This is a genomic window from Streptomyces composti, from assembly GCF_012034205.1.
GTDB classification, from domain to species: domain Bacteria; phylum Actinomycetota; class Actinomycetes; order Streptomycetales; family Streptomycetaceae; genus Streptomyces; species Streptomyces composti.
Genome location: NZ_JAATEM010000023.1, coordinates 17,279 through 32,296 on the forward strand (window position 1 = coordinate 17,279; position 15,018 = coordinate 32,296).

Consider the following 15,018-nt stretch of genomic DNA (forward strand, 5'->3'; position numbering starts at 1 on the left):
CGGGGCGGGCCCCGGTCCCCGCGCAGCCGCTTCCTGCGGTCGCTGCCGCTGCACGTGGTGCTGATCGTGGTGGGCGCGGTCATGGCGGTACCGCTGCTGTACGCCGTGCTCTCCGGCTTCAAGTCCACCGACCAGCTCTCCCGCAACCCCGTCGGGCTGCCCGACCCGTGGGTGGGTTCCAACTACTCCGGCATCCTGGCCTCCACGGACTTCTGGCGGCTGGTCGGCAACAGCACCTTCATCGCGATCGCCACGGCGCTGCTGGTGGTCGCGGTGTCGGCACTGGCCGCGTTCTCCTTCGCGCGATTCGCCTTCCGGGGGCGGGAGGTGCTGTTCACCCTGTTCACCATGGGGCTGATGTTCCCGTTCGCGGTGGCCGCGCTGCCGCTGTTCCTGCTGCTGCGCGCCATGGGCCTGCTGGACAACCCGCTGGGGGTGATCCTTCCGCAGGCCGCCTTCGGGCTGCCGATGACCATCATCATCCTGCGGGGCTTCTTCCGGCAGATCCCCGGGGAGCTGGAGGAGGCGGCCACGCTCGACGGCTGCGGTCCTTTCGGCTTCTTCTGGCGGGTCCTGCTACCGATGGCCAGGCCGGCCCTGGGCACGGTCTCGGTGCTCGCCGTGGTCACCAGCTGGAACAACTTCTTCCTGCCGCTGCTGGTGTTCACCGAGTCCACCTGGTGGACCATCCCGATCGGCGTGCAGCAGTTCCAGGGGCAGTACTCGGCGGACACCGCGCGGGTGTTCGCCTATCTGGTGCTGGCCATGGTTCCCGCGCTGGCCTTCTACTCGGTGGCCGAGCGGCAGCTCGTCGGCGGTCTCACCGCGGGCGCGACGAAGGGGTGACCGGGCTTCCCCGAAGCGCCCGCAGCCGTGCCGTCACCGCTTCCCGGCGGTCGCGTCACGGTGAGTGAAGAGGGCCTGACACGCGTCGGGGCCGGTCCGCATGAAGCTGATGCGGGCCGGCCCCTCGTGGTCCCCGGGCGGGGTCGCTCAGGCGGTGGTCATCACCTGGGCGGTGCTCCGCGGACGCTGTGGCGCGATGATCCTGCCGTCGGGCAGGAGTTCACCGGTGTCCTCGAAGAGCACGACACCGTTGCACAGCAGGCTCCAGCCCTGCTCCGGGTGGTGCGCCACGAGACGGGCGGATTCCCGGTCGGCGGAGTCTGCTGAGGGGCACGGTGGCTGGTGCTGGCACATGGCTGGGTTCTCTCGCTCTGTGGTGACCTGTGGGTCGGCTGTCGTGTCAGTTGCGCGGCTTGAAGCGTCGTTCATGGCCGCCCCCCGTTGTGATAAGTCGGTCGGAACCAGTGTTGCCCCATGGACGGTTTTCCGCAGGCATTTCGCGGCACCGCCCCTCACCAGTTCATGACGTGTCACCCGCGCGGACGGTTCAGCCCAACTGCACTGTCACTTCGGGTGGTTCTCGGTGACCGGATAGGGCTAGTCCGGCCCCGCGGGACGCTCTGCGCACCCAGCCGTGCACAGAGCGTCCCGAGGCGTGCAGCCGTGGTCAGGCCGGGGATCCGAGCAGGCGGGTGGGCGTCACGCGCAGGGTCAGCACCGGCAGGAGCTCGGCGACCCGGTGCGGGCGGTGTGCGGCGATGCCGGGCGGCGCCGGGGCGAGCGGGACGAGCAGATCGGTGGCGGCCGGGTGGCCGGTGGCGCCGTCCGCCGCCGTGTCGCCGTGCAGCCAGAGGGTCAGCATGTACAGGCCGGGCACCGACAGCAGCCGGGGCTGATACGGCTGCGCCATGGCCTCGGCCTGGCGCACCGCCAGCTCGGTGGAGGCGATGTACGGGCCCTCGAAGAACCGGGAGAAGGTCCAGCCGTCGGGGGTGAGCACCGCGTCCGCGGCGGCCACCGCCCGCTCGCCGCCGCGGATCAGGAAGCGCCAGCCGGCCAGCCGGGTCGCGGAGACGCCCTCGGCGGTGATCCGGTCGAGCACGTGCACGGGCAGCGGCAGCTCGGGCGTGAGCGGTCCCTGCGCGGCCGGCAGGGACGGTGTCCGGGCCTCGCGGACCGCGGTGGGGGAGGAGAGCGCGGTCAGGACGGAACGCAGTGCGGGCGCGGGAGCCTGGGGGACATGCAGCGGCATGGTGGGTCGCCTCTCATTCGAAGGCACGGTGGCGCGAGGGCGTGGCGTGGTGGGGCGTTGCGGACGTCGCTGTCTGCTCGCGAAGGTCAGAAAGGCAGGGGCCGGGAGTCGGAGCGCGAGGCGGGGGTGAGGCCTTACGAACAACGCCTCGCGGCTGGATCACTCGACCGTGGGCGCCAACCTTCTGCCTTGTGCAGGAAGTTTATACGACACGTGTTCAGACTGTGTTTCGCCTAGCTGCTCTTGAAGCGGCGCACAAGGGTACTTCAGGTCGATGAGACGCAACATTCATCCCGATTCCGGGCCAGGGGCACACGCATGACCTCGGAAAACACCGGACCGGCGGACGGCCAATTGCCGTCGGCGTTTTTCACGAGTTGTCAACCGGCCCGTAACACCCGTTCCGCGGCTTGCCTCGTGGATGTGCCGCTGGTCATATCGACCAGGGTAGCGGCGGGCGGCACCGGGCGGGACGTTATCGATCGCATCCGCTGGGCATCCTTGCTTGTGGACCGGGACCCGGCGGCCGTGTGACGGCCCGCCCGCAGGGAAGGACGCTTCGATGGGGGAGAAGGTCGCGGCAGGTCAGTTCGACCTGTCCGATCGCCAGCGCTACCGCGACAAGCTCCGCAGGTGTCTGACGGGCTTGGAGCGACTCCTGGCGGAGAAGCGGTTCGACCGCCCCAAGAACCTCATGGGGCTGGAGATCGAATTGAATCTCGCGGGTGCCGACGGCATGCCGAGAATGCTGAATGCCCAGGTGCTCGAACGCATCGCCAGCCGGGACTTCCAGACAGAACTCGCCATGTTCAATCTGGAAGTCAACATCGCCCCCCACCGGCTCGAGGGGCGGGTATTCGACCGGCTCGCCGAGGAACTGCGGACCTCTCTCGCCTATGCCGACCGGAAAGCCCGTGAGGTGGACGCCGGAATCGTGATGATCGGCATTCTGCCGACGCTCGACCGGGACGATCTGGTCTCCTCGAACCTCTCCGACGTGGACCGCTACACCCTGCTCAACGATCAGATCGTGGCCGCCCGCGGAGAGGACTTCAGTCTCGACATCGACGGTGTGGAGCACCTGCGCTGCACCTCGAAGTCCATCGCCCCCGAGGCCGCCTGCACCTCCGTGCAGCTGCATCTGCAGGTCACCCCGGCCCGCTTCCCCGACGTGTGGAACGCGGCGCAGGCGGTGGCCGCCGCGCAGATCGCGGTCGGCGCCAACTCCCCGTTCCTGTTCGGCCGTGAGCTGTGGCGCGAGTCCAGGCCGCCGCTGTTCCAGCAGTCCACCGACACCCGCCCGCCCGAACTGCAGGCGCAGGGCGTGCGGCCGCGGACCTGGTTCGGGGAGCGGTGGATCACCTCCGCGTTCGACCTCTTCGAGGAGAACCTGCGCTACTTCCCGGCCCTGCTGCCGATCTGCGACGACGAGGACCCCCTGGAGGCGCTGGGCGAGGGCCGCGCACCGTCGCTCGCCGAGCTGGTCCTGCACAACGGCACGATCTACCGCTGGAACCGTCCCGTCTACGGCGTCGCCGACGGCGTCCCCCATCTGCGGGTGGAGAACCGCGTGCTGCCCGCCGGGCCCACCGTCACCGACGTCGTGGCGAATGCGGCCTTCTACTACGGAGTGGTCCGCGCCCTCGCCGAGGAGAGCCGCCCGGTGTGGTCCCGGCTGCCCTTCGAGGCGGCCGCCGCCAACTTCGACGCCGCCTGCAAGCACGGCATCGACGCCCGTTTCACCTGGCCCCGGCGCGGGCGCTACGGCGGCACCACCGAGGTCGACGCGGTCGCCCTGGTCCGGGACGAGCTGCTGCCGCTGGCCGAGGCCGGGCTGGACGCCTGGGGCATCGAACCGGCTGACCGGGACCTGTACCTCGGGGTGATCGAGGAGCGCTGCCGGCGCCGCACCAACGGCGCGAGCTGGCAGGCGGCCACCTTCCACCGGGCCCTGGAGCAGGGGCTGCCCAGGGACGCCGCCCTCGCCGCCACCACCCGCCGGTACCGGGCCCTGATGGAGCAGGGCGACCCCGTTCACACCTGGCCGATCGGTCTGCCGGAGCCGGTCCCGACGGCCTGACCGCGTCCCGGGCCCGGCCGCGCTCGCGCGACCTGCGTTCCCGGCCTGAACGGCGGCACCGGTCCGACCGGTGTCCCGCTGCCCCGCCCGTCGGCGCACCCGCAGCCGCGCCCCTCATACTGATCGGACCTGATCAAAGCGGTCGGTGAAGTGGAGGCAGGTGTGCAGGCGGAGGCAGGCCCGGGGGCGGCCGATCCCCATGCCCGGGCAGGGCTGACCCGGACGGTGCTGCGCAGCGAGATGCTGCTGGTGCTGGCGCTGTCCCTCGGCGCGAGCGGCGTGTCCGCACTGATCAGCTTCATCGGCTCGGTCACCAGACCGGGAGGCCTGAAGGACCAGGCGGCCACCCTCAACGCCTCGGCCGCGCCCGGCCGTCCCTGGCTCGACCTGGCCTGGCAGCTGTTCGGCATCGCCACCGCCCTGGTGCCGGTCGCGCTGGTCGCCCACTTCCTGATGCGGGAGGGCGAAGGGCTGCGCACCCTCGGCTTCGACCGCACCCGCCCCTGGTCCGACCTGGCGCGCGGCGCCGTGATCGCGGCCGTGATCGGCAGCACCGGCATCGCCTTCTACCTGGCCGCGCGTGGCCTCGGCTTCAACCTCACCGTGGTGCCCGAGGCGCTGCCGGGCGTGTGGTGGAAGTTCCCGGTGCTGATCCTCTCGGCGGCGGAGAACGCGATCGTCGAGGAGGTCATCGTCGTCGGCTATCTGCTGCGCCGGCTCGGGCAGCTCGGCTGGTCGCCGGGGGCCGCGCTGGCGGCGAGCTCCGTGCTGCGCGGCTCGTACCACCTCTACCAGGGCATCGGCGGTTTCATCGGCAACATGGTGATGGGCGTGGTCTTCGTCTGGCTGTACCGCCGCTGGGGCCGGGTGGGTCCGCTGGTGGCGGCGCACACGCTGCTCGACATCGGGGCGTTCGTCGGGTACGCGCTGCTGGCCGGGAAGGTCGACTGGCTGCCGACGGCGTGACCGGAGCGGGGGCGCGCGGGAGGCGCCCCCGCGCGGACCCGGCGGTCAGACCAGCAGCTCCCCGTCGATGACGGTCACCGCCCGGCCGCTCAGCAGGGTGCGTTCGCCGTGCTGCCGGGTGCGCACGCGGCCGGAGCGGGCCGAGGCCTGCAGGCCGGTGAGGTCGGTGCGCCCGAGCCGCTCCGACCAGTACGGGGCCAGCGCGGTGTGCGCGCTGCCGGTGACCGGGTCCTCGTCGATGCCGACGTCGGGGAAGAAGCAGCGGGAGACATAGTCGTAGCCGCCCGCCGGGTCCGCGGCGCGGGCGGTGGCGATGATGCCGCGCTCGGAGTGCTCGCACAGGCCCTTGAGGTCGGGCCGCAGCGCGTGGATCTCCTCCTCGGCCGCCAGCTCCACGAGCAGGTCCCCGACCTGCGGCCCGGTGTCGTACGCGGCCCGCGGCTCGGCGCCCAGGGCCTTCACCAGCCCCTCGGGCATGTCGACGGGCGTGAGCGGTGCCGTGGGGAAGTCGAGGGTGACCGACCCGTCCTCCTCGGGGGTGGCGATCAGCACCCCGCTGCGGGTGGCGAACCGCACCGGCCCCTCATGGGCGCCGGTGGACCGCAGGACGTGGGCGGTGGCGAGCGTGGCATGGCCGCACAGGGCGACCTCGGTGGCGGGGGTGAACCAGCGCAGCGCCCAGTCGGCCTCACCGCCCGCGGGGAGCGGATGGGCGAACGCGGTCTCGGCGTGGTTCACCTCCAGGGCGACGTTCTGCAGCCAGGCGTCGTCCGGGAAGGCGTCGAGGAGCAGCACCCCGGCGGGGTTGCCGGCAAAGGGACGGTCGGCGAAGGCATCGACGATTCGGATCCGCATGCCCCGACCGTAGGGGCCGCACAAAGCCCCGGGCCAAGGCCAATTCCCGGCATCTGGCCCGGTTCTGGGGACCGGTGACCGCGTTCCGCCACCCCCTGCCGTTGGAGGGCCGAACACTCGGACGGTCTTGTCGTGCGAGTGTTGCCGATATATCGTTGAAGTATCGCGACAGATCAACGATGGAATGGAGTGTGATGGCGATGCGTACGCACGGTCACGAGCACGGGTGCGGTCCCGGCGGGCGGCGCGGCGGTTTCCCGGGAGACGCCGAGCGGCTGCGCGCGGCGTTCGGGCCCTTCGGGCCCGGTGGCCCCGGTGGGCCGCCCTTCGGTCCGGGGTTCGGGCACGGCCCCTGGGGCGGACGAGGGCGCGGCGGACCGAGGGGAAGGGCACGGCGCGGTGATGTGCGGGCCTCGATCCTCGCCCTGCTGAAGGACCGGCCCATGCACGGCTACGAGATGATCCAGGAGATCGCCGAGCGCAGCGGAGGGGCCTGGAAGCCCAGCCCCGGCTCGGTGTACCCGACCCTCCAGCTGCTGGAGGACGAGGGGCTGATCACCAGCGAGACCGAGGGCGGGGGCGGCAAGCGGCTGTTCTCGCTCACCGAGGAGGGCCGGGCGGCCGCCGAGGAGGGCCCCGAGGCTCCCTGGGAGGAGGCCTCGCGCGGGGTCGACTGGGAGGCGCTGAACGAGATCCGCCAGGCCGGCTTCGGCCTGATGGAGGCCTTCGGGCAGGTCTGGAAGACCGGCAGCAAGGAGCAGCGCGAGAAGGCCCTCGCCGTCATCGACGAGGCCCGCAAGAAGCTGTATCTGATCCTCGCCGACGAGCACTGACGGACCGGCACCCGCGAGGGAGGACGCCGGCCCGGCGCCTCGCACACGCCCGGTGTGCGGGGCGCTGCGCCGTTGCGGCAGAAGGGCGCCGGGGCGTCAGCGCATGCGGCGTATGACCGCCGCGTCGAAGACGTCCCACGCGCGGGGGTGGGGGCCCTCGTCGTGGCAGTGCCACGCCTCCCAGAACAGGTCGGCGAGCAGCGCGTCCTCGGGAGCGTGCACGCGATAGACGTACTGTCTGCCGTCCACCGCGGGCAGGGCCACCAGCCAGCAGCTGCTCTCCATGATCCGGTTGGACCAGTGGCACGGCCCGTGGGTTGCCTTCGGGGGCGCGGCGCAAGGCGGCGCGCGCCCCTCGGGGGAGAACGGCCTGATCTCATTCGCAAGGAGGAGATGCCGGGCGGCCGGGTCAGCTTCCTGTGGGACGCCGGAATGCTTCCCGTCGGGGATGACCGGACGCCGTGACGCTGATGAGGTGGGAACGTGCAACCCCGTATCCCACGCCAGTCCGACCGGGAACCGCAGGAGCGGTCCGGCCGGAGCGCGGACAGCGATGCCAGGCTCAGCGCGGAGCTTGCAGCGGCCGTCGCCGGTGCCCGCCGCCGGGTGCTCCGGGACGGGGACCGGCAGATCGACACCGCCCATCTGCTGCACTCGCTGCTCGAGAGCGACGCCGAGGTCCGGGCCGTCTTCGGTGAAGGTCCCGGGATCGCCCGGCTGCTCGGCTACCTGGTCCAGCGCAGCATCGGATACGGACTGCGCTGGCGCGGCGGGGTGGAGGACTCCGGCGGCATACCCGTGGTGACGGAGGCCGAGGGCTTCTCGCCGCTGGCCGCCGCCTGCATGGAGCACGCCCGGGAGCGCGCCCGGCGCCGTGGCGAGGCCGTGGCCCGGGGCGTGGACCTGCTCGCGGCGCTGGTCACCGACCCCCAGGCGCGGGCCGTCGAAGTCCTGCAGCGAGCCGGCCTCGACCCGCGCGACGTCCACACCCGCGTCGAGACGCTGGACGGCCCGGACCGCCAGGTGGAGGCGTCGCCCGGCGGAGGGTGGCCCGTGGGGCGTCAGGACCCGGCCTCCTGGTGACCGCACCGGCGTCCGGGGCGTGGCGGCTGCCGGACGCTTCCGCGCTCCCCTCCGCCACCGCTCACCCTGCCGTCCAGCCCGTGAGACAGGTGTCATGGGGGGTGACGCTCCTGTCGTCGCCTGTCATCATGGCCCGGTGCATACGTCTGTCAGTACCCGGAGCCGTCGCGGCAAGGGCATGGGCCTCGGCCTCGCTCTGCTGTCCGCGGTGGCCTTCGGGGGATCCGGTGTCGCGGCCAAGCCGCTGATCGAGGCGGGACTCGACCCGCTCCACGTCGTATGGCTCAGGGTGGCCGGCGGCGCCCTCGTCATGCTGCCGCTGGCGGTGCGCCACCGGGGGTTGCTGCGCAGCCGTCCCGGACTGCTCGCCGGGTTCGGGCTGTTCGCCGTCGCCGGGGTGCAGGCCTGCTACTTCGCCGCCATCTCCCGGATCCCCGTCGGCGTGGCGCTGCTGGTCGAGTACCTGGCGCCCGCCCTGGTGCTCGGCTGGGTGCGGTACGTGCAGCGCAGGCCGGTGACCCGAGCCGCCGCGGTCGGCGTGGTGCTGGCGGTCGGCGGGCTCGCCTGTGTCGTGGAGGTGTGGGCCGGGCTCGGCTTCGACGCGCTCGGGCTGCTGCTCGCGCTCGGTGCCGCCTGCTGCCAGGTCGGCTACTTCGTCCTCTCCGACCGGGGCGGCGACGCCGGGGACGAGGCACCCGACCCGCTCGGCGTGATCGCCTACGGGCTGCTGACCGGCGCCGCCGTGCTCACCGTGGTCGCCCGCCCCTGGTCGATGGACTGGGCGGTGCTCGCGGGAAGCGCGGAGATGAACGGCACCCCGGTCGCCGCGTTCGCGCTGCTGGCCTGGATCGTTCTGCTCGCCACGGTGATCGCCTATGTCACCGGCGTGCTGGCGGTGCGCCGCCTCTCGCCCCAGGTCGCCGGCGTGGTGGCCTGCCTGGAGGCGGTCATCGCGACCGTACTGGCCTGGATCCTGCTCGGTGAGCATCTGTCGGCACCGCAGATCTTCGGCGGCGCGGTCGTACTGGCGGGCGCCTTCATCGCCCAGTCCTCCACGCCGGCCAAGGGCTCGGTACAGCCGGTGGCCGGTGGCGGACCCGAACGGGAGTTGTCCGCTCCGGGGAAGGCGGCCTAAGGTGCCGATCATGCACGCGCGCGCACTTGTTCTTCCGCCTCCGGCCGCCTGAGGCGGGCGCTTCCGTCCCCAGGCCCGGCAGCTCGCCGGGTCCGGCGGTGCTGCCCGCAGAAGCGGTCCGTGGATCCCGCCGAGCCGGTGCTCCTGCCGAGCGCTGATCCGGCTCGTCCTCGCGGCATCCTTCCGAACGTCCGCGCTCCGCCCGCCCGGGCGGGTGCGCGCTGCTGCGGAGAGAACACGTGTCGAACGTCGCTTCCCCGGCCCTGCCCGTCGGGCGTGGCCTGCTCTATCTGATCGTCGCCGGTGCCGCCTGGGGCACCGCGGGCGCCGCCGCCTCCCTGGCCTACCGGGCCGGTGACATGGGGCCCGTCGCCCTGTCCTTCTGGCGCTGCGCGGCCGGCCTCGTACTGCTGTTCGCGGCCCGCCTGCTGCTGCGCGCCCGGACCGCCGGACCCGAGCCGCTGCGGCGCCGTGCGCTGCGCGCCGCGGCCACGGGCGCCGGGCTCGCCGTATTCCAGACCGCCTACTTCGCCGCCGTCTCCGCCACTGGCCTCGCCGTCGCCACCGTGGTCACCCTCGGCGCCGGGCCCGTGCTCATCGCGCTGGGCGCGCGGGCGCTCCTCGGAGAGCGGCTGGGAGGCACCGGAGCCGCCGCGGTGGCCGGTGCGCTGCTCGGCCTCGTGGTGCTCGTGCTCGGCGGGGGAGAGGCCACGGTGGACGCCTGGGGCGTGCTCCTGGCGCTGCTGTCCGCCGCCGGGTACTCGGCGATGACCCTGCTCACCCGCTGGTGGGGCCGCGACGGCCGGACGGACGCCTCCGGGACGACCGTGGACGCCTTCGCCGTCACCAGCGTGCTGCTGCTGCCGTTCGCGGCGGCCGAGGGCCTGCTGCCGCATGCCGAGGACCCCGCCCTGCTGGCAGGACTGATCGCCTACATCGCGACCGTCCCCACGGCCCTCGCCTACGGCCTCTACTTCGCCGGTGCGGCCGTCGTCCGGTCCGCCACGGTCTCCGTGATCATGCTGCTCGAGCCGGTGAGCGCGGCGGTGCTCGCGGTCACCCTGCTCGGGGAGCGGCTCACCGTGACGACCCTGGCCGGCACGCTGCTGATGCTGGGCTCGGTCGCGGGTCTGGCGATGAGCGAGGCGCGCGGAGCGCGCGGACGGGCGCGGGCGGAGGCGGCGGACGCGCTGCCGGTCTGACCGGGACCGGGGCTGTCCCGCCGGCCCCTCAGCGGGGATGGCGGCTGCCTCGGCGGCCCCTGAACGGGACGGGGCCTTCCCCCCCGCCGGGAGGGAAGGCCCCGCACGCCCGTATGGCGACTTCTTCCGGCGCTGTCACAGCTCCCGCAGGTACTGCGGGAGCCCGGTGCCCGGTGCGAGATCCGGGTCGGCGATCGGTGTGCCGTAGCCCTTGCGCACCGGGACGACACCGGCCCAGTGGGGCAGGCCCAGGTCCTCCGGCTCGTCATTGACGCCGCCGGTGCGCAGTTTGGCGGAGACCTCGTTCAGGTCGAGGCGGATCACCGCGGTGGCCGCCAGCTCCTTCTTGTTCGCCGGGCGGGTGTCGGCGGCACGGCCCGGCACCACGTGGTCCACCAGGGCGTCGAGGGCCCGCCGCTTCTCCTCGGGGTCGGTGACGTCCCGGGCGGGGCCGTGCACCACAACGGAGCGGTAGTTGACCGAGTGGTGGAAGGCCGAGCGTGCCAGCACCAGGCCGTCGACATGGGTGACGGTCAGGCAGACCGGCAGGCCGGGGGCGGCCTGGCCGACGGCGCGCAGCGGGCGCGAACCCGTCGATCCGTGCACGTAGAGACATTCGCCCACCCGCGCGTAGAGCGTGGGGAGCACCACCGGGGCGCCGTCGCGGACGAAGCCGAGATGGCAGACGTAGCCCTCGTCGAGTATCGAGTGCACCAATTCCCTGTGGTAGGAGGCGCGGTCGGGAGAGCGGGTGGGGACCGTGCGCTCGGTGCGCGGATAGCTGGCGGCGGTCTGCTCGGGCGGCGGCTGCGTCCCCTGCATCGCGTTCTCCATTGTACTAGTGCATAATCGGCTTTGTGCTAGGAGAGTATCGGATCGAGGGCCGGCGTGCAGCGGAGATCTCCGCGAGCATCGAGCGCGGGGTGCGCGAGGGGGCACTGCAGCCGGGCCAACTGCTGCCGCCTCTGAGGGACTTGGCCCAGGAGCTCGGGGTGAATCCCAACACGGTGGCAGCCGCGTACCGGACGCTGCGCGAGCGCGGGGTGATCGAGACCTCGGGCCGGCGCGGCAGCCGGGTGCGGCCCAGACCGGCCACCACCGGCCGCGACTTCATCCGGGTGGAGGTTCCGGAGGGGGTGCGGGACGTCTCCGACGGCAATCCGGACCCGGCGCTGCTGCCGCCGCTCGCCGAGGCCCTCGCCGCCGCGGCGGCCCGGGGCGACAGGGAGCCGGTGCTGTACGGGCACGCGCCCGTGGAGCCGGAACTGGCCCGGCTGGCCCGCGCCGAGCTGGACGCCGACGGAGTGCCGGACGGCCCCGTCGCCGTCACCTCCGGGGCGCTCGACGCCCTCGAACGGGTCCTCGCCGCCCATCTCAGGCCGGGAGACGCGGTCGCCGTCGAGGACCCGGGCTGGCGCAGCGTTCTGGACCTGGTACCGGCGCTGGGGATGCGCGTGGTCCCCGTGGGCGTGGACGACGAGGGGCCGCTGCCCGAGGACGTACGGCGGGCCCTGGCGGGCGGCGCGCGGGCCCTGGTCGTCACCGACCGGGCGCAGAACCCGACCGGCGCCGCCCTGAGCGAGGCGCGCGCCCGCGCCCTGCGATCCGTGCTCGCCGAACACCCGGGGACGCTGCTGATCGAGGACGACCACGGGCACCACATCGCCGGACTGCCGCTGCACCCGCTCGCCGGAGCGACCCGCAGCTGGGCCTTCGTCCGCTCCGCCGCCAAGGCCTACGGGCCCGATCTGCGGCTGGCCGTGCTCACCGGCGACCCGGTGACGGTGGACCTGGTGCGGGGCCGGCAGCGGCTCGGGCCCGGCTGGGTCAGTCTCCTGCTGCAGCGCGCCCTGGTGGGGCTGCGCACCGCCCGCGCGGTCGACCCCCGGGCGGTGGCGGCCTCCTACACCCGGCGCCGGGAAGCGCTGATCGACGCGCTGGCCCGGCGCGGGATCACGGCGCACGGCCGCAGCGGCATGAACGTCTGGGTGCCCGTCACGGACGAGACCGGCGCGGTGGCCCGCCTGCTGCACGCCGGCTGGGCGGTGGCCCCCGGCGCCCGCTTCCGGATGAGCGCCCCGCCCGGTGTCCGCATCACCGTCTCGACGCTGACCGAGGACGACATCGAGCCGCTGGCCGAGGCGGTCGCGGGCGCCCTGTCGGGGACGGGTGAGGCCCCGAGGACGTACGTCTGACATCCCGCACGGCCCGATGCGCCGTCCCGGGACCGGTGCGCCGTCCCGGGACCGGCCGCTACGCCCCTCGCTTCGGCCTCACCTGGGTGAGGGCGGCTCCCGCGAGCACGATCGCCGCGCCCACCGGAGTGGACCAGGTCAGGGTCTCGCCGAGGACGACGATGCCCGCCGCGGCGGCGATCACCGGGACGAAGTACGTGACCATCTGCCCCGTGGTGGGGCCGACCTCGGCGACCAGGCCGTACTGGATGAGCACGGCGAGGCCGGTGCCGAGCGTGCCGAGGGCGGCGACCGCCAGCAGCGGCACGACCGCGAACTCGGCCGGGACGCTGGTGAACAGCGGCGTGACCACCGCCAGCTGGACCGTGGCGAGCAGCAGCTGGCCGCCGGTGAGGGACAGATGGGAGTGGCTGCTGCCCGCCAGGGTGCGGCGTACGTAGATCCAGCCCACCGGGTAGCTGAGCGAGGCCAGCAGGGCCATCGCCGTGCCGCGCGCGTCCAGGCCGTGGAAGCCCTGCCAGGCGCCCAGCACCGTCAGCACGCCGAGGAAGCCGACGCCCAGCCCCGCCACCCGCAGCCGGGTCGGCCGGTCCTCGGACAGGGCGACCAGGGACAGCGCCATGCCCCACAGGGGCGACGTCGCATTGCAGATGCCCGCCAGGGTGGACGGGATCGTCAGCTCGGCGAAGGCGAACAGGGAGAACGGCAGCGCGTTCAGGAAGAAGCCGGCCACCGCCAGGTGACCCCAGGTGCGCAGCCCGCGCGGCAGCCGCTCCCTGCGCACCGCCATCGCGACCGCCAGCACCGCCGTGCCGAACGCCAGCCGCCCCAGGGTGACCTGGAACGGCGCGTAGCCGTGGGTGCCGACCTTGATGAGCAGAAAGCTGAAGCCCCAGATCAGGGACAGCGCGCCGAACCGCAGCCGCCAGTCCAGGCGGGGGCGGGGGGAGGACGGCACGGGTGCCTGCTGCGCCGCACCCGGCGCGGCGGTGGTGGTGGACGGGGAGAGGCTGCTCATGGCCTCCACGATGAGGGACGGAATCTCGTAGCACAATCGAGAATTTCCGCGTGATATCTCGTAGCATCGCTTACATGTTGAATCTGGAGCGCCTGCGCACCCTCGACGCCCTCGCCCGGCACGGGTCGGTCAGCGGCGCCGCCGCGGCACTGCACATCACGACCTCCGCCGTCTCCCAGCAACTGGCCAAGCTGGAGCGAGAGGCGGGGCAGCGGCTGCTCGCCAAGCACGGCCGCGGCGTCCGGCTCACCGATGCCGGACGGCTGCTCGCCGAGCACGCCACGCGCATCCTCTCCCAGGTCGAGCTGGCCCAGGCCGATCTGGAGGCGCAGCGCGGACAGGTCGCCGGCGAACTGCGCATCTCGGCGTTCCCCACCGCCGCCCGCGGACTGTTCCCGCTCGCCCTCGCCGCCCTGCGCGAGGAGCATCCGGCGCTCCGGGTGCGCTCCCGCGAACTGGAGCCGGAGCAGGGCATCGCCGGAGTGGTGCGGGGCGATCTGGACCTGGCGGTGGTCCTCGACTGGTACAACAAGCCGATGCCGCTGCCCGACGGGCTGGTCAAGGCGCCCGTCCTCGACGACCCGGCCGACGTCGCCCTCCCCGCCGGCCACCGGCTCGCCGGACGCGACGAGATCGACCTCGCCGAACTCGCCGAGGACGAGTGGATCACCTGGGGCGAGGGCGAGTTCTGCCACGAGTGGCTGATGTTCACCCTGCGCTCCAGGGGCGTCGAGCCCGTCATCGGCCACCGCGCCGCCGAGAGCCACACCCAGCTCGCCCTGGTCTCCGCGGGTCTGGGCGTGTGCATCGCCCCGGTGCTCGGGCGCCATCCGGTACCGGACGGCGTCGTCACCGTGCCGCTGAAGCAGCGGGTGGTCCGGCACATCTTCGTCGTCTGGCGCGCGGACGCCGACCGCCGCCCGTCGATCCGGGCCGCCGTGCACGGGCTCCAGGAGGCGGGCAGGAAGGCCGGGTGAGGCGGGCTACCGCACCGCGCCCAGCTTTCTGAAGTCCCAGGACACGATCTTCTCGGGGGTCAGGCGCAGCCAGGCGTGCCGGCCGTCGTGCGGCATCTCGTCCAGCCCGAAGTTCTTGCGGGCGAACAGCGTCTCGGGGACATCGAGTTCGGCGCACAGCTCGCCGGTGCGCGGGATCTCGCCCACGAACTCCACCCGGCCCGACAGCTCCACCCCGCGCAGCTCCTCGTACTCCTCCCCGGTGTCCACCACGACCGCCACCCGCGGATCCCGGCGCAGCTGCGCCCACCGCTTGCTCCGCACCACCGAGTACAGCCACAGCGAGGAGCCGTCCCACACGAACCACAGGGCGCTGACATGCGGCATGCCGTCCGCGGACACCGTGGCGACCCGGCAGGTCCGCTGAGTGGTGAGGAACTCGTCCAGCTCACCGGGCGTCATCATGATCTTCCGGCCCCGGCGCTGCGTGGCGGCCATACGTCCCCCTCTGGTTCCCGTCCTGCTCCCACGTCGTGCCAGAGATGATCTTCTGACATCACGTCAGAGAAGGATGAGATGTCTTTCTTCCGCGCGCAA

At 73.0% G+C, this 15,018-nt stretch carries 16 protein-coding genes; 9 read left to right on the forward strand and 7 right to left on the reverse strand.

The annotated features are described in order from the left end of the window. Positions 1-81 precede the first annotated feature (81 nt). Positions 82-846 carry a carbohydrate ABC transporter permease gene (locus HCJ93_RS19340; protein ID WP_240967712.1) on the forward strand — a complete coding sequence of 255 codons (765 nt, stop codon included), beginning with the start codon at positions 82-84 and terminating at the stop codon, positions 844-846. A 147-nt stretch (positions 847-993) separates the two neighbouring features. On the opposite strand, the gene HCJ93_RS19345 is transcribed toward HCJ93_RS19340, so the two are convergent. Continuing rightward, on the reverse strand, positions 994-1,200 hold the full coding sequence (locus HCJ93_RS19345; protein WP_167996991.1) for a DUF5999 family protein: 207 nt from the start codon (positions 1,198-1,200) through the stop codon (positions 994-996). 313 nt (positions 1,201-1,513) lie between these two features. Beyond that, the gene (locus HCJ93_RS19350; RefSeq protein ID WP_167996992.1) at positions 1,514-2,098 is read right to left on the reverse strand and encodes a hypothetical protein; all 585 of its coding nucleotides are present in this window, start codon (positions 2,096-2,098) and stop codon (positions 1,514-1,516) included. Positions 2,099-2,660: 562 nt separating this feature from the next. Between HCJ93_RS19350 and HCJ93_RS19355 the strand changes: the two genes are divergently transcribed. Together HCJ93_RS19355 and HCJ93_RS19360 are read left to right on the forward strand one after the other, a co-directional pair. Further along, positions 2,661-4,178 carry a glutamate-cysteine ligase family protein gene (locus HCJ93_RS19355; RefSeq protein ID WP_167996993.1) on the forward strand — a complete coding sequence of 506 codons (1,518 nt, stop codon included), beginning with the start codon at positions 2,661-2,663 and terminating at the stop codon, positions 4,176-4,178. Between the two features lie 162 nt (positions 4,179-4,340). Next, positions 4,341-5,144, forward strand: a complete 804-nt coding sequence (locus tag HCJ93_RS19360) for a CPBP family intramembrane glutamic endopeptidase (RefSeq protein ID WP_167996994.1) — start codon at positions 4,341-4,343, stop codon at positions 5,142-5,144. 45 nt (positions 5,145-5,189) lie between these two features. On the opposite strand, the gene HCJ93_RS19365 is transcribed toward HCJ93_RS19360, so the two are convergent. Beyond that, the gene (locus HCJ93_RS19365; RefSeq protein ID WP_167996995.1) at positions 5,190-5,999 is read right to left on the reverse strand and encodes a PhzF family phenazine biosynthesis protein; all 810 of its coding nucleotides are present in this window, start codon (positions 5,997-5,999) and stop codon (positions 5,190-5,192) included. A gap of 200 nt (positions 6,000-6,199) precedes the next feature. Between HCJ93_RS19365 and HCJ93_RS19370 the strand changes: the two genes are divergently transcribed. Beyond that, positions 6,200-6,832, forward strand: coding sequence for a PadR family transcriptional regulator (locus HCJ93_RS19370; RefSeq protein WP_167996996.1), 633 nt, complete (start codon positions 6,200-6,202; stop codon positions 6,830-6,832). Between the two features lie 96 nt (positions 6,833-6,928). On the opposite strand, the gene HCJ93_RS19375 is transcribed toward HCJ93_RS19370, so the two are convergent. Then, on the reverse strand, positions 6,929-7,117 hold the full coding sequence (locus tag HCJ93_RS19375) for a hypothetical protein (protein ID WP_167996977.1): 189 nt from the start codon (positions 7,115-7,117) through the stop codon (positions 6,929-6,931). 198 nt (positions 7,118-7,315) lie between these two features. On the opposite strand from HCJ93_RS19375, the gene HCJ93_RS19380 reads away from it, so the two are divergent. The 3 genes from HCJ93_RS19380 (at position 7,316) to HCJ93_RS19390 (ending at position 10,252) form a co-directional block, all read left to right on the forward strand. Further along, positions 7,316-7,915 (forward strand): Clp protease N-terminal domain-containing protein, encoded by a 600-nt coding sequence (locus HCJ93_RS19380; RefSeq protein ID WP_167996997.1) that lies wholly within the window; start codon positions 7,316-7,318, stop codon positions 7,913-7,915. Positions 7,916-8,093: 178 nt separating this feature from the next. Next, positions 8,094-9,050, forward strand: coding sequence for an EamA family transporter (locus HCJ93_RS19385; RefSeq protein WP_206317662.1), 957 nt, complete (start codon positions 8,094-8,096; stop codon positions 9,048-9,050). 239 nt (positions 9,051-9,289) lie between these two features. Then, positions 9,290-10,252, forward strand: a complete 963-nt coding sequence (locus tag HCJ93_RS19390; protein WP_167996999.1) for a DMT family transporter — start codon at positions 9,290-9,292, stop codon at positions 10,250-10,252. A 135-nt stretch (positions 10,253-10,387) separates the two neighbouring features. Here the strand turns inward: HCJ93_RS19390 and HCJ93_RS19395 are convergent, their stop codons facing one another. Further along, positions 10,388-11,074 (reverse strand): pyridoxamine 5'-phosphate oxidase family protein, encoded by a 687-nt coding sequence (locus tag HCJ93_RS19395; protein ID WP_167997098.1) that lies wholly within the window; start codon positions 11,072-11,074, stop codon positions 10,388-10,390. A gap of 35 nt (positions 11,075-11,109) precedes the next feature. Between HCJ93_RS19395 and HCJ93_RS19400 the strand changes: the two genes are divergently transcribed. Next, entirely contained in the window at positions 11,110-12,447 is a 1,338-nt protein-coding gene (locus HCJ93_RS19400) for an aminotransferase class I/II-fold pyridoxal phosphate-dependent enzyme (protein WP_167997000.1), read from the forward strand. A gap of 58 nt (positions 12,448-12,505) precedes the next feature. Here HCJ93_RS19400 and HCJ93_RS19405 read toward each other — a convergent pair whose 3' ends face one another. Continuing rightward, on the reverse strand, positions 12,506-13,465 hold the full coding sequence (locus HCJ93_RS19405; protein ID WP_206317654.1) for a DMT family transporter: 960 nt from the start codon (positions 13,463-13,465) through the stop codon (positions 12,506-12,508). 74 nt (positions 13,466-13,539) lie between these two features. Between HCJ93_RS19405 and HCJ93_RS19410 the strand changes: the two genes are divergently transcribed. After that, entirely contained in the window at positions 13,540-14,442 is a 903-nt protein-coding gene (locus tag HCJ93_RS19410) for a LysR family transcriptional regulator (RefSeq protein WP_167997002.1), read from the forward strand. Between the two features lie 6 nt (positions 14,443-14,448). On the opposite strand, the gene HCJ93_RS19415 is transcribed toward HCJ93_RS19410, so the two are convergent. Beyond that, positions 14,449-14,919, reverse strand: a complete 471-nt coding sequence (locus HCJ93_RS19415; RefSeq protein ID WP_167997003.1) for a pyridoxamine 5'-phosphate oxidase family protein — start codon at positions 14,917-14,919, stop codon at positions 14,449-14,451. Positions 14,920-15,018 lie beyond the last annotated feature (99 nt).